The 18,444-nt window shown below is 70.8% G+C and carries 16 protein-coding genes, 1 tRNA gene and 1 pseudogene; 9 read left to right on the forward strand and 9 right to left on the reverse strand.

Going from position 1 to position 18,444, the window contains the following annotated elements:
• Positions 1–445 precede the first annotated feature (445 nt).
• Both OHU34_RS18900 and OHU34_RS18905 read right to left on the reverse strand, forming a co-directional pair.
• On the reverse strand, positions 446–1,366 hold the full coding sequence (locus OHU34_RS18900; protein ID WP_142265520.1) for a glycosyltransferase family 2 protein: 921 nt from the start codon (positions 1,364–1,366) through the stop codon (positions 446–448).
• Between the two features lie 259 nt (positions 1,367–1,625).
• Positions 1,626–2,048 (reverse strand): DUF3052 domain-containing protein, encoded by a 423-nt coding sequence (locus OHU34_RS18905; protein ID WP_405767361.1) that lies wholly within the window; start codon positions 2,046–2,048, stop codon positions 1,626–1,628.
• Between the two features lie 65 nt (positions 2,049–2,113).
• On the opposite strand from OHU34_RS18905, the gene OHU34_RS18910 reads away from it, so the two are divergent.
• Positions 2,114–3,085 carry a D-2-hydroxyacid dehydrogenase family protein gene (locus OHU34_RS18910; protein WP_142265518.1) on the forward strand — a complete coding sequence of 324 codons (972 nt, stop codon included), beginning with the start codon at positions 2,114–2,116 and terminating at the stop codon, positions 3,083–3,085.
• 33 nt (positions 3,086–3,118) lie between these two features.
• On the opposite strand, the gene OHU34_RS18915 is transcribed toward OHU34_RS18910, so the two are convergent.
• Complete coding sequence (locus tag OHU34_RS18915; RefSeq protein ID WP_405767364.1) at positions 3,119–3,538, reverse strand: ATP-binding protein; 420 nt, start codon at positions 3,536–3,538, stop codon at positions 3,119–3,121.
• Positions 3,539–3,744: 206 nt separating this feature from the next.
• Between OHU34_RS18915 and OHU34_RS18920 the strand changes: the two genes are divergently transcribed.
• On the forward strand, positions 3,745–4,596 hold the full coding sequence (locus OHU34_RS18920) for a helix-turn-helix domain-containing protein (protein WP_405767366.1): 852 nt from the start codon (positions 3,745–3,747) through the stop codon (positions 4,594–4,596).
• A pseudogene (locus OHU34_RS18925) lies at positions 4,596–4,769 on the forward strand (DUF397 domain-containing protein); the annotation flags it as partial. The gene OHU34_RS18920 and the pseudogene OHU34_RS18925, both read left to right, overlap by 1 nt.
• A 33-nt stretch (positions 4,770–4,802) precedes the next feature.
• Here the strand turns inward: OHU34_RS18925 and OHU34_RS18930 are convergent.
• The 3 genes from OHU34_RS18930 to OHU34_RS18940 all read right to left on the reverse strand — a co-directional run bounded on the left by OHU34_RS18930 (position 4,803) and on the right by OHU34_RS18940 (position 8,581).
• Complete coding sequence (locus OHU34_RS18930; RefSeq protein WP_142265515.1) at positions 4,803–6,083, reverse strand: FG-GAP-like repeat-containing protein; 1,281 nt, start codon at positions 6,081–6,083, stop codon at positions 4,803–4,805.
• A 117-nt stretch (positions 6,084–6,200) separates the two neighbouring features.
• The gene (locus OHU34_RS18935) at positions 6,201–7,430 is read right to left on the reverse strand and encodes an FG-GAP-like repeat-containing protein (protein ID WP_142265514.1); all 1,230 of its coding nucleotides are present in this window, start codon (positions 7,428–7,430) and stop codon (positions 6,201–6,203) included.
• A gap of 239 nt (positions 7,431–7,669) precedes the next feature.
• Positions 7,670–8,581 carry an MHYT domain-containing protein gene (locus OHU34_RS18940; RefSeq protein ID WP_230194989.1) on the reverse strand — a complete coding sequence of 304 codons (912 nt, stop codon included), beginning with the start codon at positions 8,579–8,581 and terminating at the stop codon, positions 7,670–7,672.
• 539 nt (positions 8,582–9,120) lie between these two features.
• Between OHU34_RS18940 and OHU34_RS18945 the strand changes: the two genes are divergently transcribed.
• The 6 genes from OHU34_RS18945 (at position 9,121) to OHU34_RS18970 (ending at position 15,035) form a co-directional block, all read left to right on the forward strand.
• Positions 9,121–10,044, forward strand: coding sequence for a hypothetical protein (locus OHU34_RS18945; protein WP_142265512.1), 924 nt, complete (start codon positions 9,121–9,123; stop codon positions 10,042–10,044).
• A 117-nt stretch (positions 10,045–10,161) separates the two neighbouring features.
• The gene (locus OHU34_RS18950; protein ID WP_020129319.1) at positions 10,162–10,620 is read left to right on the forward strand and encodes a hypothetical protein; all 459 of its coding nucleotides are present in this window, start codon (positions 10,162–10,164) and stop codon (positions 10,618–10,620) included.
• 119 nt (positions 10,621–10,739) lie between these two features.
• The gene (locus tag OHU34_RS18955; RefSeq protein ID WP_142265511.1) at positions 10,740–11,060 is read left to right on the forward strand and encodes a hypothetical protein; all 321 of its coding nucleotides are present in this window, start codon (positions 10,740–10,742) and stop codon (positions 11,058–11,060) included.
• Positions 11,061–11,095: 35 nt separating this feature from the next.
• A complete protein-coding gene (locus OHU34_RS18960; RefSeq protein WP_230194991.1) occupies positions 11,096–13,798 on the forward strand; it encodes a hypothetical protein in 2,703 nt (900 codons plus the stop codon).
• Complete coding sequence (locus OHU34_RS18965) at positions 13,795–14,397, forward strand: RNase A-like domain-containing protein (RefSeq protein WP_142265509.1); 603 nt, start codon at positions 13,795–13,797, stop codon at positions 14,395–14,397. The genes OHU34_RS18960 and OHU34_RS18965 overlap by 4 nt, the downstream gene beginning before the upstream one ends.
• Positions 14,394–15,035 (forward strand): hypothetical protein, encoded by a 642-nt coding sequence (locus tag OHU34_RS18970; RefSeq protein WP_142265508.1) that lies wholly within the window; start codon positions 14,394–14,396, stop codon positions 15,033–15,035. Before OHU34_RS18965 ends, OHU34_RS18970 begins: the two co-directional genes overlap by 4 nt.
• Positions 15,036–15,135: 100 nt before the next feature.
• Here the strand turns inward: OHU34_RS18970 and OHU34_RS18975 are convergent.
• The 3 genes from OHU34_RS18975 to OHU34_RS18985 form a co-directional block, all read right to left on the reverse strand.
• Positions 15,136–15,209 (reverse strand) — tRNA-Thr (locus OHU34_RS18975).
• Positions 15,210–15,328: 119 nt separating this feature from the next.
• Positions 15,329–16,906: an alpha/beta hydrolase gene (locus tag OHU34_RS18980; RefSeq protein ID WP_405767372.1), complete on the reverse strand. Its 1,578-nt coding sequence runs from the start codon at positions 16,904–16,906 to the stop codon at positions 15,329–15,331.
• 243 nt (positions 16,907–17,149) lie between these two features.
• Complete coding sequence (locus tag OHU34_RS18985; RefSeq protein WP_020129313.1) at positions 17,150–18,355, reverse strand: DNA polymerase III subunit delta'; 1,206 nt, start codon at positions 18,353–18,355, stop codon at positions 17,150–17,152.
• Between the last annotated feature and the right edge of the window lie 89 nt (positions 18,356–18,444).

Genomic DNA, 18,444 nt, shown 5'->3' on the forward strand with positions numbered 1-18,444 from the left:
CGTCCTTCCACGCCCGGTCCGTACCGAGGGTCTGTTCCTGAGTTGCCTTGCCGAGTCGCACTACGAGTCGCATGACGCGTCGCTGACGAGTCGCATCACCGAGTCGCTCGCGCCCGGGACGCGTACCCAGGCGCCGTACCGGAACACCAAGTGACCAGCGGCAACGCGAAGGGCCGTTGGCCACATGTTAGCGATCCGTTGGCGCGATCTGATGTGATCACATCATCGGAATCGGCCCGACGGTGCGCGCGTATCGACGCGCAACTCGGGGGAGTGTCGCCGCCGCGGCCGGATCCGGGGGCGCGCGGGGCCTCGGTCGGCGGAGGTGACCGACCGGGCCCTGCGCCCCGTTCCGTTGCGTGCCGTTCCGGTCCGTACCGGTCGTGCCGTGCCGGTCCGTACCGGTCGTGCCGTTCCGGTCCGTACCGGTGGTCCCGACGGTCCCTCAGATGACCGGCGGCCTGCCCAGCCGGGTCAGCCGCCACACCGTCCGCCACTTCATGGGCCGCCGATGTCCGGCCGGCTTGCGCACGCCCTCCGCGAACCCGCCGAACCAGGCCTTGAGACCGCCGAGCGAGCGGGTCCGCAGGAGGGTGACGGCGAGCCAGACGCCCAGGTGGACGGGGATGAGGAGCAGCGGAAGGTTGCGGCGGACCAGCCAGACCCGGTTCCGGGCCGTGACCCGGTGGTATATCGCGTGCCGGGCGGGCGAGGTCTTGGGGTGCTGGAGGAGCAGCTCGGGCGCGTAGAGGATCTTCCAGCCGGCGTCGGTGGCCCGCCAGGCCAGGTCGGTCTCCTCGTGCGCGAAGAAGAACTCGGCGGGCCAGTCGCCGGTCTCCGCGAGCATGGCCATGCTCAGGGCGTGGCCACCACCGAGGAAGCCGGTGACGTACCCGCCCTGCATCGGGTCCGAGGCGCCGACGCGCGGCACATGCCGGCGCTGGGTCTCGCCGTGCTCGTCGGCGATCCGGAAACCGACGATGCCGAGGCGCGGATCGGCGGCGTACAGGTCGCGGACGCGGCTCAGCACATCGGCGTCGACGAGCAGCCCGTCGTCGTCCAGGTCGACCACGACGTCCACGTCGCCGTACTCCCTCAGCCGGGCGAGGGCGATGTTGCGGCCGCCGGGGCAGCCGAGGTTCTCGTCGACGTCGATCGTCGTGACCTCGCCGGGCAGGAAGAGGCGTTGGGCGAAGTCGGGCAGTTCGCAGCCGTTGCCGACGATCACGATGCGGGCGGGCGCCAGGTCCTGCTTGGCCACCGACTCCAGCAGCGCGTCGACCTCGGCGGGCCGGTTGCCCATGGTCACCACGGCCACGGCGATCCTCGGCTGCGCCGCGTCCCCGAAGTCCCCCACGTCCACCACGTCCCTCACTCCGTCCGGCCCTCGGCGCGACCGCGTCCCGTCCACCCGCGGGCCTGTCGTTCACCTAGATGTTGCCTCAGGTGCGGGCGTTGCTCCGGCACCGCCTCTTTTTGCTTCCCTTTTATGCCGGTTCTGCCCAAGCCGGTTCCGCCGATCCGGCCCCTTGCGGCGATGCGCTCGGCGGGTCGCCTCGGTTCCGATGGAGCACAGCGGTTCTCCATGGCTCGCCTCTGGATACGTCGGCTCCGGTTGTGTCGGTTCAGCGGCGTCGGTTTTCCCTGCGCCGGACGAACTTCAGCCCCGACCAGTCCTCCCCCAGCGCGGCGACCTTCACATCCACGAGGCCGAGGGGCAGGAAGAGCTCGCGCAGGGCGTTCTCGGTGAGGTCGCTGACGTGTCCGGCCGCCTTGCGGGGCCAGGCGACCCAGAGCATGGCGTCGTCGGCGAGGTCGCGGACGAGGGCCGGGGTCTCGGTGGCGAGGTCGGCGTGGTCCCGGTAGAAGGCGACGGTGATGTCGGCGTCGCGGGGGCCGCCCGGGGCTACGTGGACACCGTCGGGGAGGCCGGGGAGGTCCCATCCGGCCGGGGCGTGTCGCAGTCGCACCCGGTGGCGGGGCTTGACGCCGAGCTTCTTGGCGAGGGGGGTGCCGGAGTAGCCGCCGGTCGCGGCCGAGTCGCTCACGGTCTCACCGTAGCCTCGGACCGGACCTGCCCCCGGTCGAAATCACCTCACCTGGAGGATCAGCCGTGCCCTTTCGTTGTGCCGTACTCGACGACTTCCAGAACGTCGCGACGACGCTCGCCGACTGGTCGGCGTCGGCGCCTGCGTCGGGCGAAGGGCTGGAGGCAGTCTCCTTCACCGAGCACTTCGTCGACGAGGACGAACTCGCGACGGCGCTCGCCGACTTCGACTGTGTGGTCACCCTGCGGGAGCGCGTCCCCTTCCCGGCGTCGCTGCTGGACCGTCTCCCCCGGCTGCGCCTGCTGATCGCCTCCGGCATGCGCAACTCGGTGATCGACTACGCGGCGGCGAAGGCGAACGGCGTGACGGTGTGCGGTACGGAGAGCTCCTCGACTCCGCCGGTGGAGCTGACCTGGGCGTTGCTGCTGGGCCTCGCGCGCGGACTGGTGCAGGAGAGCACCGCGCTGCGGGAGGGCGGGCCGTGGCAGTCCACGGTCGGCGCGGACCTGCACGGTCGGCGGCTCGGACTGCTGGGCCTGGGGAAGATCGGCGCGCCGGTCGCCCGGGTGGGCCTCGCCTTCGGCATGGAGGTGAGCGCGTGGAGCCAGAACCTGACGGCGGGACGGGCGGCGGAGGTGGGGGTGCGGCCGGCCGCCTCGAAGGAGGAGCTTCTCTCCGAGAGCGACTTCGTGTCGATCCACCTGGCCCTGAGCGACCGCACCCGGGGGCTGCTCGGCCCGGCCGAACTGGCTCTCCTCAAGCCGACGGCGTACCTGGTGAACACCTCGCGGGCGGCGATCGTCGACCAGGACGCGTTGCTGACGGCGCTGCGCGAGGGCCGCATCGCGGGCGCGGGCGTGGACGTCTTCGACGTCGAACCCCTCCCCGCCGACCACCCGATGCGGAGCGCTCCGCGCCTGCTGGCGACTCCACACCTTGGGTATGTGTCGCGGGCCAACTACGAGCGGTACTACGGACAGGCGGTGGAGGGAGTTCGGGCGTATCTGGCGGGGGCGCCGGTGCGGGTGCTGGGCTGAGTCGACCCGGTGGCCGATGACGCCAGAAACGCGCTACGCCGCGTTCAGTTCGCACCACACGAGCTTGCCCCGATACCCCATCCGGGACAGCGGCTGCCAGTGCCAGACGTCGGCGCAGGCCCGGACCAACGCCATGCCGCGCCCGCTCTCGGCGCCGGTCAGCCCCTCCAGCCGTCCCGGCGGCTCGGGCGGCTCAGGGTCCGCGTCCCAGGCACCGATCTGGAGGATGCCGTCCCGGAAGCGGAGGCGCAGGCAGGCCGGTCCCTTGGTGTGCAGTACGGCATTGGAGACCAGCTCCGAGGCGAGCAGCTCCGCGATGTCGACCAGGTGGATCAGGCCGTGCAGGGTGAGGATCAGGCGCAGGGTGCGGCGGCAGACCGTGACGGCGCGGGGGTCGCCGGGGATGTAGAGGGAGTACTCCCAGGAGTCGGGGGTGGCGGCGGTTTCGGGCATGCGTCAGCTCCGGGGGTGGGGGGTGCGGGAATTGCGCGCGGTGGCATTGCCGCAGCCGTCATGGCAGGACGGAGCGGTGCGCTTCCGCAGCGTGTGCGGTGCGCCACCGACGGTACGGGTAAAATTTGGGACGCTGCAAGTCGTTGCCGTAATCTGCCGCTCGAACGAGTCGCTGCCCCCAGGGCAGTTGGGGCTAGGAGGAAGCCATGCCGCGCAGACGGCAGCCCACCGCACGTCAGGAGCGCCTAGGCGCCGAGCTGCGCAAACTGCGTGAAGCCGCCGGCCTCAAGGCGCGTGAGGCCGCCGCACTCATCGGGTCCGACTCCGCCCAGATGAGCCAGATGGAATCCGGAGTCGCCGGGGTCGGCGAGGACCGGCTACGGAGCCTGGCATCCCACTACGCCTGTATGGACGAGGCGTTCATCGAAGCTCTGGTCGCGATGGCATCCGACAGAACACACGGCTGGTGGGAGAGGTACCGCGGGCTGCTGCCCATGCCCTTCCTGGACCTCGCCGAACTGGAGCACCACGCCACTTGCCGGTATGACGTGGAGTTTCTGTACATCCCTGGCCTGTTCCAGACGGAGGACTACGCCCGCGCGATCTACTCCTACAGGGTTCCGGAACTACCCCACGGCGACATTGAGTTGCGCGTTCGCCACCGGATGGACCGGAAAGTCGTCATCGAGGGCCCCACCCCGATCCCTTATGCGGCGGTGATACACGAGTCGGCGCTCCGCATCAGAGTCGGCGACCGGGTGGCTGCACGCGCTCAACTCACCCACGTCCTGGAAGTCTCCGAAGCCGACCAGGTCACCGTGCGCGTCATCCCTTTCGACCTGGATGGCTTCGCCGGTGCAGCGAGCGCGATGGCCTACGCGGGCGGGGCTGTGCCCAAGCTGGACACAGCGTTGCGCGACACGCCACACGGCACGGCCTACATCGACTCAGAGGCTCAACTGGGCGCGCTTCGAACGCTCTTCCGTAAGGTGGAAGCAGTGTCACTGGACCCCGAACGTTCGCGTGACTTCATCCACAGGTTGACGAAGGAACTGTGATGCGCGCTGCGACGACCCCCGACGGCTGGCAGAAGTCGTCCTTCTCAGGTTTCGGCGACGGCAACAACTGCCTAGAACTCGCGACCGCCACCGCCACCACCTTCCGCCTCCGCGAGAGCGACAGCCCCACCACGATCCTGACCACCACGCCCGCCGCCCTCGCCCACCTCCTGTCCGGCATACGCCGGCTCGGTGCCCCCGTTGCGTCAGAACACGCGGACGTTGGTGGCGTTGTCCCAGAGCATGTCGGCGTTCGGGCCGCCGACAGAACCCCTGCCGTTCCCGTAGTAGACGAACACCTGGAAGTCGATGGGCCGCAGGAGGTCGGAGAGGCCGTCGCCGTTCACATCGCCCGTCGCGATCACCGGCTCGTCGCTGGGCCAGGCGTAGGGCAGCTTCTTGCGCGGCACGAAGCCGCCCTTGCCGTTACCCGCGTACAGCCACAGCGCACGTGATCCGTCGCGGGCCACCAGGTCGCTCTTGCCGTCGCCGGTCATGTCGCCCGGTGAGACCATCTGGTTCAAGGCGTTCCAGCCACTGCCGGCGATCTTGCGGGCGCCGAAGACGCCGTTGCCCTTGCCCGGGTACAGCCACAGCTTTCCGGCGCTGTCGCGGGCCAGCAGATCCCTGCGGCCGTCACCGGACAGGTCTCCGGCCGCGCTGATCTCGCGCATGGTGTTCCAGCCGCCGCCGACCTTCTTCCGCGTCCCGAAGGTGCCATCGCCCCGGCCCGGGTAGAACCACAGCACCCCGGTCTTGTCCCGGGCGTACAGGTCCTCCTTGGCGTCCCCGTTGTGGTCACCGTGCCGGACCAGTTGCGTCATGGCGTTCCAGCCGCTCCCGACGAGCTTCCCCTTGGTGCTCCCGTCGGCATTGCCGATGCCCGAGAGGAACCACAGCCGGCCGTCAGCCGCGCGCTCCAGGAGATCGGGACGCCCGTCGTTGTTCAGGTCCCCGAAGCGGGCCACGTCGGGCAGTCCCTCCGGCCGCTTCTCCTCCGGCTGGCGGTACCAGTCCATCCAGGGGACGCCCTGGACCGCCTCGTACTCGGTGGTGGCGACCCGGATCGAGCTGATCTTGTTGTCGAACGCGCCGCCGAACGCGCCGCCGGTGAGCTCGATGGCCCCGTTGTGCGGGCTGATGAGCAGCGTGTCACCGCCGGTGTACTTGGCGCCGGTGTACGCGACTGCCCACTTCCCGCTGTTGTTGACCAACGACGAGGTCTTGTTGTCGAAACCGCCCAGGGCGGCCTGGCTCGACGAGACGATCTTCATCTCGCCCTTGTACTGGCCGTACTGGAAGAAGCACAGCTTCCCCGAGGGGCAGCGGGCCGAGTTGTCCGTGGCCGCCGCCTGCGGGGCGGTGCCGACCAGCGTGGCCATGGACGCGGCGAGGGCCACCGCGGCACCGAGGGTTCGCCGGGTGGCGGTACGTCCGAGCGACGGGAGCGCGCACGGGGTTCGTCGGCCCAGGGAAATGCGAAGCATGAATCGTTCTCCGTTCGGTCCGGCAGGATCGGGCCCGGCGGTACCGGCCCGGAAGCGGTCGGGATCAGTCGGTGAGGTGCGATGCGACCTCGGGACGGCAGCGGTCCCGCGTGCCGGTCAGAAGACCAGGACGCCCGACTGGAGGCTGCCGAAGATCTTCGCGGCCTTGACGCCGCCGTCCGCCGCGCCGGTTCCCGGGTAGACGCGCAGCGAGGCCTCGCGCGGGGCGTGTGCGATCAGGTCCGGCCGTCCGTCACCGGTCATGTCGCCCAGGCCGACGAGCTCGGTGAACCCGTTCCAGCCGGCTCCGATGAGTTTGCGGGTGCCGAAACCGCCCTTGCCGTTGCCGGGGTAGAACCACAGCTTCCCGGCGGTGTCCCGGGCCACGAGGTCGGCTCGCTTGTCGCTGTTCATGTCGCCCGCGCCGACAAGCTCGTTCATGACCTTCCAGCCGCCGCCGACCTTCTTCCGCGTCCCGAAGGAACCCTTGCCGTCGCCCGGATACGCCCACAGGGTGCCCGCACGGTCGGCGGCGAGCAGATCGGCCCTGCCGTCGCCCGTCAGATCCCCTGCGGCCGCGAGGTCGCGCATGGTGTTCCAGCCGCCGCCGACCCGCACCCTCGTGCCGAAGGTCCCGTCGCCCCGGCCCGGGTAGAACCACAGCACCCCGGTCTTGTCCCGGGCGTACAGGTCCTCCTTGGCGTCCCCGTTGTGGTCACCGTGCCGGACCAGTTGCGTCATGGCGTTCCAGCCGCTCCCGACGAGCCGGGCACCGCTCCCGCTGCCGTACGCGTGGGATGTCCACAACTGCCCGTACTTGTTACGGGAGAAGAAATCGGCGTACCCGTCGCCGTTCACATCGCCGAAGGCCCCGTGCGCGGGAAGTACGGCGGGCCTGGGCTTCGGCTCGTTGTCCCACTGGAAGGTCGCGTACCGGCTCTCACCCGCGCAGAACTGGTCTGCTTCGGGACCGAGGTCGAGCGAGCTGACCGCGTTGTCGAGCTCGGGCATCGCGCTTTCGTCGAAAGAGCCCCGCCCCGGGTAGTAGTGCGTGCCGCCCTCCCGCGGGTCGAGCCCGGCAGCGATGGTGAAGCACACGGGCCAATCCGTGTAGTTCGCGTAGGAACTGATGCGGTTGTCCCACGCGCCGAGGTTCAGCGCGCTGCCTTTGACGACCAGCATCTGCCCCTTGCCCAGCGGATCGCTGAAGACACAGAGGCTGCCCCATGAGCAGCGGTCGTACCCGCTCGCGGCCTGGGCGGGCACGGTGACGCCGGTCGCGATGATTCCGGCTGCGACACCGGCCGTCAGGGCGCCACGAAGGGCACGCGAAGAAGTCGGACGCACTCAGTTTCCCCCGGGGTGCGCTGTGTCCGGGGCGCGCGTGCGCGCATGCCTCGAACACGTGAATGTTGTGTGCATGATAGGCACACCGCGCCCCACATCATCATGCTGATCACCGGCCTGGCAGCCATCGCGACCGGCGCGGCCCTGCTGTGAGACCCGGACCGCTGTGACACCCGGCCGCTGATCCACCCCGGACCGCCGACGTCCGTCCGGCCCGGCGACCGCTTCCGCGGGATCCGTCACCAGGTGCTGGACGGGTTCGACGGCTGGGTCGGCTGCTGCGGGGGAAACCCGTTGCCCCAGCCGGTGCCGTGGCCGGTGCCGTAGATGTCGCCGCCGGCGTCGTAGTGGTCACCGCCGACGCCGTAGTTGTCGCCGTCGACTCCTTGCGGTGCGGGCGCCGCCCGGTCGGCTTCCTTGTCGCCGAGCATCATGTCCGGGTCGAACATCACGATCACGGCGGCGATCAGCAGAATGGCGAACGGTGCGGCGAGCATGACCAGGAGGAACGACAGGAGCGTGGTGGACGACTGCACGGCCGGCGCTTCACCGGTGAGGTGGACGGAGACCGCGGCCATCCCGGTGTAGTGCATGCCGGTCACGGCCACGCCCATGACCAGGCTCGCGCCGACGCTGGACCACAGCCCGTGGACGGAGACCGCCGCCCACAGCGCAGCCGTGGCGGCTGCGACGGCGATGACGACCGACAGGGCCACCGCCCGCGTGTCGTAGTGGAGGCCGCCGTCGGTGTGGATGGCGGCCATACCGAGGTAGTGCATGGCCGCGACCCCGAGCCCGGTGATCAGCCCGGCCACGCCCAGGTTCAGCGGTGAGCCGCCGCGGTAGCCGACGAGGAACACTCCGACGGCGACCACGACGATCGCGACGCCGAGACTGAGGAGCGTCTTCGTCACGTCGTAGTTCACCAGCGCGCCCTGGACGCTGAAGCCGATCATGGCGATGAAGTGCATGGTCCAGATACCGCAGCCGATCGATATGGCGCCCAGCGCCAGCCAGCCGGCCCGGTGCTGCGGGCGCCGGAGCGAGCGGGTCGTGCACCGTAGCCCGAGTCCCGCGCCGAGACACGCCATGAGATAGGCGGCCACGGGAGTCACGGCTCCGTAGTGGAAGTTGGAGACGGTGGCGGTCATCAGGGTTCCCTTCACATGCGTCACGACCGAGCACACGACAGACGGGCGCGGTGTACCGACACGGTGATGCGGCGGCCGAATCCGCCCGCCGGACCAGTGATGAACTACGGCTCGGCTCAGGTGGCTTGACCGGGAGGCGCGGCTGCCCTGCCGAGGGCGGCAGGGCAGAGGGGAAACCGGGCGATCAGATCAGGCCACCTGGCCGAGTTGTGCATGATTCAAGCACATGATGCACACACTTCCTACACAATGAGGGCACTCGTTCGCCGAATCGATACATCGCCGCTCTTCGCCACAAATCCGGTCCGCCGTACGGCGGACGCCGGGCCCGACGAGGCGATGCCCCGGCGCCACGCCCCCCCCGCCCCGCGCCCCGACAGCCCGGAACTTCTCCCGAAACCGGGCCGGAAGCTTGATCAGAATTCGGTGCCGCGTCCAGGTTCGGTATTCAACTGCGTTTTCTGCGGGCGAGTTTGGCGATCTTTTCCTTGTGGTTGAATGCCTGTGCCGTGATTCGGTTTACCGCGGGTGGAGCAGCGTTGATCAAGGAAAAGACTTTCGAGGCCACTTCGGCTCTGCTCACCGAACTGCTGGCCACCCAGCCGCGATACCGGACCCGGTGGCGCGCACGTGTACAGCGGGACCGGTCGGGCGGGCGGGTGAGCATCGCCGCCGTGGCCCAGGTCCTGGCCGAACACCTCTGGGAGTCAGGCGAGTTCCCCGAGTCCGAGCAGTCCCTCCCGCGCATCCAGAAGGACCGCGTCCGCCGTGCGCTCGACGGCACGATGATCACGGCGGAGACGCTGACCTGGCTCATCGACGCCTTTCAACTGGACGAGCGGGACGCCGAGTGCCTACGGGCCACACACGAAAGCGATTCCGGCAACCGGCCCGACGGAATCTCCGACGCGGTCCAGGAACCCCGGGAGATGATCAGACGACAATGGCATCGCACGGTGACAGTATTTGAGCGCTATTTCTTCGACTGTGACGGGCAGTTGACCGAACGGCGTACCAAGCATGTGATCATGGCTCTGGAGGACGGAGTGGACAGCTACCTGTTCAATCACGAATCCTCCGTGGAGGCCATCGAGGTGCTGCACGGCGGAACCCTCGGACCGGAACATCACTACGACGGCCTGGTGTCCCACGAGATCCTGTTCCCACAGCCGCTCAAACAGGGGCAGCGCACCTCGTTCGAGTACCGCACCGCCTACCGCCCCGCTCCGCACCCCCCGCAGGAGGTACGGCGTCCCGCCCGTGGCCGGATCGAGAACTTCGACATGGCGGTGCACTTCGAGCCGCGCCGGCTGCCCAGTCGACTCTGGTGGGCGACCTGGGCGGACCATCATCTGGGCGATCCGGTGCAATTGGAGCCCGCCCAGGTGTGCGACACGGGCAGCGCGCACCGCTATGTGCCCTTCGTCGAGCGGTCGGTGGTCGGTTTCCGCTGGAACTGGTGAGCCGCGAACCGGACTTGGGTGGCCCGTGCGCCGTAACGACGCTCTGTGCGCCGTAAGTGCGCCATGCCGCGTGTTCACTCCCCCTGTCAGTCAATCGGACGATCTCGGGGGGACACCGTGGGAATCCTCAACCAGTTCGACGTCATCGACTCCTTCAACCAGCTGATCCCCGGCGCGGCCGGGCACTCCGACAGCTATCTGCGTGAGGTCGCCAAGGCGACCCAGGATCAAGGCCTGCCCGTCGAGATGAACCTGGAGAACAACTCCGACGGCCTGTTCTCCGCGATGCGCGGGCAGGGCGCCCGCAGGTTCCTCGTCGTCCAGCCGTTGGACCGCAAGGCCCGCGGCCTGCGGATGATGCACTACGGCTTCCCGGTCGGCACCAACCTCACCGCCGGCTGGCTCCTCACCGGAACCACCGGCAATCTCAAGCTCTTCGACTACCTCGACCTCACCGCGGTCATCGAGTCCGTCCATGGACTCGCCGTCGCCCCGGCGCTCTACAGCGTCGCGGACAGCACCGGCTTCGCCCGCGAGGAGATCCGCAAGTACCAGAGCGGGTTCTTCGGCGTCTGAGCCGCGCCCGCCCCACCATCAGGCCGCCTCCGGCCGTCATCCGGCCGCTCTCCGGCCGGGGCCGCTCTCCGGCCATCATCCGGATCCCCGACGATCCGAGCCGTCACGGAAGGACAGCCATGGGCTGGGTCATCTTCATCCTCTACGTCGCGGGCATCATCGGCACCACCCGCTACGCGATGGGTCTCTTCAACCTGCACTGGGCCGACATCAACGGCTCCGGCCTGAACGGCATCGGCGCCCGCTTCAAGACCATGGTGCCGGGCACCTTCTGGCCCATCGGCCTGCCGATCCTGCTGCTCGTGGCACAGCAGCGGCAGGGACACCGCCAGGCCACCCGGCAGAACATGGCCAACCTCATGCGAGGCGACGACACCGCGCGGAACACCCCCGCGCCGCAGCCCGAGCACCGCACCCGCAACCCGTTCGACGACATCTGAGCCGCCGACACCCGCTCTCCCCAGGAGGTGACAACGTGCAGTGGCCCCCGGACATCCGCCATGACACGGCTGTGATCTGGGCCGACACGGACTTCTTCGCCAGGCCGGTCTGCTGGGCCACCGCGGCGGCCCGGATCGTCTCGGGCCCCCGAGCGCCCGAGACAGCCGGCCCCGCGGAGAGCGGCGCGGCGATGCGCGCCGTCTCGACCCGGATCGTGCAGGCCCTGCGGGGCTGGGCGAACCGCGCCGCCCTGGAGGTCCGGTACACCGCGCCCGCCGCCGGTCGCCCCCAGGGCATCGACTGCCACCTCGTCGCCCGCGCCGCCGGCAGCACGCCGTCCGACGCCACCGCTTCCGCCCAGCAGTTGCTGGGCGCGGCGGAGCGGCTGCTGCCTCCCGGCTTCGTCCTGGAAAGGGCCGACCCGACGGACCTCGTCGTCCCCAACGGCGCGGTGACCTGCGCCGAGGTCCGCCGACAGGAGGAAGTCGTCGCCCCCGCCCTGGCCGCGTACTCCGCCGCCGAGTACTACTACGTGCCCGGACGGCTGCACGGCGACGGCTCCGCCTGGGACCCCTTCCTTCGCGCCCTGCTGCACACCCCGTCCCCCGTCCTGGTCAGCCTGGTGTTCCTGCCGACCGCGCTGAGCCCCCTGGAGAGCGAGGCCTACGGCCATCTCTGCTCCGGGCTGGAGTACGAGGCAGCCGCCCGGACCGTGCAGGAGTACCTCGGGCCGGTGGAGCTGCCGCCCGACGACAACGCCCGCCGCGCCCTGGAGGCCTGGCGCCGCTTCGGTGACAGCTCGGCCAAGGTCCTGGCGCGGGCCACGGTCGTCGGCGACCGGGCGACCACCGACACGGTCGCCGCCACGCTCGCGGCGGCCGTCGGGTCGTCGTACGAGGTGACCGAACGCGGGATGACCGGCGGCGTGAGCGTCGTCCGGCCCGGCGACGGTGAGGAGCTCCGGCTGGCCGCGCAGTGCCTGGCCGGCGGCTCCATCGCGCCCTGGGGCGGTCATCCCGTCTGGCAGCTGCCCCAGGCGCCCGGGTCCATACGCCGCGTGCCCTATCTGTTCGGACCCGAGGAAGCCGCCTCGATGCTCGTGCTCCCGGTTCCCGGCCCCGACGGCTGCCCCGGTCTGGAGGTGTCCTCGCCCGCGCTGGACCAGGTCACCCCGGCGCCCGCGACCGATCCGGACACCCCCGTGCTCGCCCTGGGCAACCGGATCAGCGGCGGCCCCGCGGCCGCCCTCCACCTCCCGCTCGACGACCTCGTCAGCCACGCCCTGATCGTCGGCGCGCCCAACACCGGCAAGTCGACCACCCTTCAGAGCCTTCTCGTCCAGCTGTGGCGGGACCACAAGGTGCCCTGGCTGGTCGTCGAGCCGGTCAAGACGGAGCATCGCGGAATGCTCGCCGTGCCCGGCATGGAGGCGTTGCGCGTCCACACGCTCGGTGACTCCGAGCGCGCGCCCTGGCGGTTCAACCCGCTCCAGCCACCCCCGGGCGTCACCGTCCACGCGCACATCTCGTCGCTGATGGCCGTCTTCCGCGCCGTGGTGCCCGACATGGACAGTGCGCTGCCGCTCATCCTCGAGCAGGCCCTGGAGGAGACCTACGTCCGGGCGGGCTGGGACGGCGGGCGCGCGCTGCCCGGCCCCGCCCCGACCCTGCGCGCACTGCTTCCCGTCCTCGACACGCTCCAGGACGACAGCGCCTACCGCGGCCAGGCCCTCAACGTCTTCCCGGCCCTCGCCACCCGCGTCCGGGCTCTGCTCAGCGGTGAACACGGCTACATGTTCGACACCGTGGAGCAGACCGACTGGGCCGGCCTCCTCGACCGGCCCGCCGTGCTGGAACTGGCCTCCATGGCCGACCCCGCCGCGATCGACATGACCCTCGGCTTCCTGATCTCCCAGCTGTCCGCCTTCGCCCGGCTGCGCGGCAGCCAGAACCGCCGGCTGCGCCACCTCATCGTGCTGGAGGAGGCCCACCGTGTCTTCGCCCGTCCGACCGGCGGCCCCGACCGCAGGTCGGCGGAGGCGGTCTCCGCCCTCGCCAACGCCCTGGCCGAGCTCAGCTCCTTCGGGCAGGGCTTCGTCCTCGTCGACCAGGTGCCCGAACGCCTGGACGAGGCGGCCACCGCCCTCACCGGCGTCAAGGTCATGCACGCCCTGCGCAGCGCGCAGAGCCGCCAGGCCATGCTCGACGACATGGGCGCCGGCCCCCGCTCCACGCAGACCGCGGCCACTCTCCGGCGCGGCCAGGCCCTCATCACCACGCCCCGCACCACCGATCCCCTGCTCGCCGGGATCCGGCCCGACCCGGCCGTGGACACGGCACGCGTCGTCGACGACGGCGCCGTCGTACGGCACATGGCGGAGCCGACCCGCGCCCTGTCCCGGCTGCTCCCGTACGAGCTGTGCTCCCGCGACATCTGCCGGGACGGTTGCACCCCGCAGCGCAGGGAACGAGGGCGGGCCCTCGCCTTCGCCCGGCGCCGGGAGGAACGCGCCGAGGCGCACCGGGCGCCGCACGGCGAGCCGCGCCGCGCGCCCGCCCTCGGCGACCTCGCCCAGTCCATGGCCCGTGCCTGTGGCGGCGAGGTGGCCGACACGTACTGCGCCATGGTCCACGTGGACCTCGACAAGCCACTCCCCGGCCTGACCCCTCAGGGCCGGCAGTCCGATCTGACGGCGGTCGTACGCAAGCAGGCGGCACGGACGGGAGGCGCACGGTGATCCTCCACGACACACCCGAGGACGAGCAGGACCACGAGGAGATGCTGCGCCAGGTCCTCGACGAACACCAGGACCTGCACCCCGACCACCACCGGGAGCGCGGGCGGGTCGCCGACTTCCAGGACCGGGACGCGGAGTACCGCGAACTGTCCGACCGGCTGCCGCCGTCCGGCGTCGACGTGCTGAGCGACCTGTACCGCGAGGAACTGCGCGACGTCGGGCACTCGATCGACAAGCACGTGGGGTGCTCCCTCGACGAACTGCGGGAGTTCGATTCGTACGACTCGGAGGCAGGCGCGTCCTCCTTCGACACCCCCGGGCAGGCCGCCGACGCCGTCAACGACGCCCTGTACAACTCCGCGGGCGACATGGTCGCCTGGCTGGTCGGCGACGACTCACGCCCCTTCGTCTGCGACGCCGACCTGGGCAGGACGACGGGCCGTTGGGCCCGCGGCCGCGACCACGCGGACGGCACCGATGTGACCGGCGTCCGCGTGGTGCTGGCCAGGGACACCGACGATCCGCGCGGGTACGTGTTCCGCACGGCGTTCCCGATTCCGGCGGATCACGTACGGGGCGCGGGGCGGCGACGGCCATGAAGGACATACGGCAGCAGGTCACCGTCGGAATCGTCTGCCTGGTCTGGCTCGCCCTCGCCCTGCTCACCGGCGAGGCGCTGTCCCCGACACCACTGCGGCTCTTCTCCGTGGCCGGGACCACGGTGGCCATCGTCGCCCTGGCGTACGACAGGTCTCTGTGGCACTGGAAACTCGTACGCCGGTTCACCGGGAGCCCGCTGCTGCACGGCACGTGGCGGGGCGAGGTGATCACCTCCGTCATCCGTGCGGACGGCACCCCGGTGCCCCCGATCCCCGCCGTCCTGCACGTGGTGCAGAGCGCCTCACGCGTCAGCGTGTCCCTCTTCACCGCGGACTCGGTGTCGACCTCGACCCATGCCTCGCTGCTGCGCGGGGACGACGGCCGATGGTGCCTGCGCTGGCAGTTCACCAACCAGCCCCGGCCCGGGGCCCGGCAGCGCAGCCAGCGACACCGCGGGGTGGCGGAGCTGTGGATCGGCGCCGTACCCGGTGAAGGGCTCAGCGGTGAATACTTCACCGACCGGCGGACGTACGGCGAACTCAGCTTCGTGGAGTGGAGCCCGCGGCGCTACGGCAGCGCGTCGACGGCCCTCGCGGCAACGGACTTCGCACTCGCGGCGCCGTACGCGGCCACCTGACCCACACCCTGCCCGCCCGCCCACTGATCTCGCGCCCAACCCGGCCCCGAGAAAAGCAAAAGCCCCAGGTCACGGCGAGTGAGTCCTGAGGCTTCGGCAGAGCCGCCTTCGGGATTCGAACCCGAGACCTACGCATTACGAGTGCGTTGCTCTGGCCATCTGAGCTAAGGCGGCGCGCTGTCACACCATGGTGCGATCAGCAACGTCGGTAAGTCTACACAGTTTCCAGGGGTGCTCCGAACAGCCCCCGGGAGCGGTCCTCCCGGGGTCCGCGCGGGCCGGCACCGGGCGGTCTACTTGCAGCGCTTGCCGTCCGCCGGAGGCGTTCCGTGGAGCAGGTAGGTGTCGATCGCGGAGTCGATGCAGGCGCTGCCGCGCCCGTAGGCGGTGTGGCCGTCGCCCTCGTAGGTGAGCAGGCGGGCCGAGGCGAGCTGGTGGGCGAGGGACCGGGCCCAGCGGTACGGGGTCGCCGGGTCCCGGGTGGTGCCGACGACGACGATCGGGGCGGCGCCCTTCGCCTCGATGAGGTGCGGCTCACCCGTGGGCCTCACCGGCCAGTAGGCGCAGTTCAAGGAGGCCCAGGCGAGGCCCTCGCCGAAGACCGGGGACGCCTTCTCGAAGGACGGGAGTGCCTTCTCGACCTGGTCGGGGGTGGAGAAGGCCGCGGGGAGGTCGAGACAGTTCACCGCGGCGTTGGCGGCCATCAGGTTGGCGTAGCGGCCGTCGGCGTCCCGCTCGTAGTAGCTGTCGGAGAGGGCGAGCAGGCCCGCGCCGTCCTTGTCCTTGATCGCCGAGGTCAGCGCCTCGCGCAGTTGCTCCCAGGTGCTCTCGTCGTACATCGCCGCGATCACGCCGGTGGTGGCGAGGGCCTCGCCGAGCTTGCGGCCGTCCGGGTCGCCGGTGGGGATCGGGCGAGCGTCGAGTTTGCGGAAGAAGGACTTGAGGTTCCGGCCGACCTTGGCGGGAGCCGTGCCCTTGCCGCCGAGCGGGCAGTCGGACCGCGTGACGCAGTCCTTCGCGAACGACTGGAACGCCGTCTCGAACCCCGCCGTCTGGTCCAGGTTCAGCCGGCGGGCGGGCAGCGACGGGTCCATCGCACCGTCCAGGACCAGCCGGCCCACCCGGTTCGGGAAGAGCCCCGCGTACGTCGCACCGAGGAACGTCCCGTACGAAGCCCCCACGTACGTCAGCTTCCCGTCGCCCAGGACCGCGCGCAGGATGTCCATGTCACGGGCCGCCTCCACGGTGGAGACGTGCCGCAGCAGCGGTGCCGAGTGCGCGCCGCAGCCCTCCGCGAACTCCTTGTAAGAGTCGACGAGTTCGCCGGTCTCCCGCTGGTCGTCGGGGGTCGCGTCCGTCTGCGTGTACGTGTCCATCGCGCGCCCGTCGAGGCACTCCACGGGCTCGCTGCGGGCCACGCCCCGCGGGTCGACGGCGACCATGTCGTAACGGGCGCGGACTCCGGCGGGGTAGCCGATGCCGGCGTACTGCTGGAGGTAGCCGACCGCCGAGCCGCCCGGTCCGCCCGGGTTCACCAGCAGCGAGCCGAGCCGCTTGCCCGGCCCTGTCGCCTTCTTGCGGGTGACCGCGAGCCGGACGTCGCCCGCGCCCGGGTCGGCGTAGTCGAGCGGCGCCTTCAGGGTGGCGCACTCGAAGCCGGGCACACCGCAGCCGCGCCAGCTCAGCTTCTGCCCGTAGTACGGCGCGAGCGCCGAAGGCGTGGCCCGCGGCAGCGCGACGAGCGCCGCCACCGCCGTGGAACCGGCGGAGCTCGTCGACTCCGCGGCGGAACAGCCGGAGACGAGCAGCGCGGCGAGCGAGAGGAGGGTGACGCCGGTACGGGACCTGCGGAGAGAGCGCCTCATGTACATCCAGCGAGCGTAACTCTGCGCAATGTCGCGAACGCGTTACGTACGCGAACGGACACGGACGAGTGACGCCGTCAACCCAAGACCGACGTCAGCCTCGGTGCGGCGGCCGGCGTCGGCCCGGCACTCAGTGGCAGCCCCGCAACCGGCCTCGGCCCGGCGGCCGACACCAGCCCGGTAACCGGCGTCCGTCCGGTGGCCGGTACCAGCCGGTGGTCGGTGCCGACGCGCTCGCCGCCGTCGGTGTCAGCCCGCTCTCAGGGCCATCGTCATCGCCTCCACCGCCAGCAGCGGAGCCACATTGCGGTCGAGGGCCTGTCTGCATCCGGCGATGGCCTCGATACGGCGAAGGGTGGATTCCGGGCTGCTGCCACGGGCGAGCCGCTCGAGGGCGTCCTCGGCGTCCATGTTGGCGATCGCGACGCGGGAGCCGAGCTGGAGGGCGAGGACGTCGCGATAGAAGGCCGTCAGGTCGGTGAGCGCGAGGTCGAGGCTGTCGCGCTGCGTACGCGTCCTGCGGCGCTTCTGCTTGTCCTCCAGGTCCTTCATCACACCCGCCGTACCGCGGGGCATCCGGCCGCCCTGGGCCGCGCCCAGCGCCGCCTTCAGCTCCTCGGTCTCCTTGCCGTCCCTCTCCTCCGCGAGCTGCTTGGCGTCCTCGGTCGCCGCGTCGACCAGCTCCTGGGCGGCACGGAGACAGCCGCCGACGTCGTCGACGCGCAAGGGCAGCTTCAGTACGGCCGCGCGGCGCTCACGGGCGGCGGGGTCGGTGGCCAGCCGACGGGCGCGGTCGACGTGCCCCTGCGTGGCCCGGGCGGCGGCCGCGGCGACGGCCGGCTCGATGCCCTCGCGCCGGATGAGCATGTCGGCGACGGCGTCGACGGAGGGCGTGCGCAGGTTCAGGTGCCGGCAGCGGGAGCGGATGGTGGGCAGCACATCCTCCAGGGAGGGCGCGCAGAGCAGCCAGACCGTCCGCGGGGCGGGCTCCTCGACGGCCTTGAGGACGGCATTGGCGGACTTCTCGTTCAGCCGCTCGGCGTCCTCGACGAGGATGATCTGCCAGCGGCCCGTGGCGGGCGAGGTGTACGACTTGCGGACCGTGTCGCGCATGTCCTCGGCGAGGATCTGCGAACCGACCGCGGCGACGGTGTTGACGTCGGCGTGGGTGCCGATGAGCGCCGTATGACAGCCGTCGCAGAACCCGCAGCCCGGGACGCCGCCGAGCGCCCGGTCCGGGCTCACGCACTGCAGGGCGGCGGCGAAGGCCCGCGCCACCTGTCCGCGACCGGCCCCGGGCGGCCCGGTGATCAGCCAGGCGTGCGTCATCTTCGACGTCTCGGGCGGCGGGGCGGCGGCGCCTGCCGCGGTGACGAGCGCGTCGGCGTCCCGAGCGGCGGCGGCGAGCTGCTCGCTCACCTTCTCCTGCCCGACGAGGTCGTCCCACACGGTCATGCGTCACGCCGCCCTTTCGTCACGTTTCGCGTTGCGGCTTCCATTGTGCGGGGAGCCACTGACAATCGAGCCACGGGTGAGGTCGGCGT

The organism is Streptomyces sp. NBC_00080, assembly GCF_045041255.1.
Classification (GTDB): Bacteria; Actinomycetota; Actinomycetes; order Streptomycetales; family Streptomycetaceae; genus Streptomyces; species Streptomyces coriariae.